This is a genomic window from Adlercreutzia sp. DFI.6.23 (assembly GCF_024462535.1).
In the GTDB taxonomy this organism is placed as follows: domain Bacteria; phylum Actinomycetota; class Coriobacteriia; order Coriobacteriales; family Eggerthellaceae; genus Adlercreutzia; species Adlercreutzia rubneri.
In genome coordinates, this window is record NZ_JANGBP010000545.1 from 1 (window position 1) to 299 (window position 299).

Consider the following 299-nt stretch of genomic DNA (forward strand, 5'->3'; position numbering starts at 1 on the left):
ATATTTCTACGGCTATGCGAGCATTCTTGACGCAGATTGTGAATACCAATGCAATTCCTCTCTCGCTTGATTACGAACAGCCGAATGAGGAGAGTCTGATTGCCATACGCGAGTCGAAGGAGATGATTACTAACGGATCGGGCGAGAGCTACAGCAACGCTCACGATCTGATTCAGGCGGCTTTGGCATGAGCGCACGACTTGAAGCGAAGTTTGCCCCAGCATTTAGCCGAGATTTAAAAAGGAAAGCTCGTAAGCGAGAGTGGGATCTTGCTGAGCTAGAAGCAGTCATTGGTCTTA

The 299-nt window shown here is 48.5% G+C and carries 1 protein-coding gene; it reads left to right on the plus strand.

Annotated elements, in window-relative coordinates; all coding sequences use genetic code 11:
• Positions 1–191: type II toxin-antitoxin system RelB/DinJ family antitoxin (locus NE591_RS14520; RefSeq protein WP_256157019.1), on the plus strand; the 191-nt coding region annotated here is incomplete at its 5' end.
• Between the last annotated feature and the right edge of the window lie 108 nt (positions 192–299).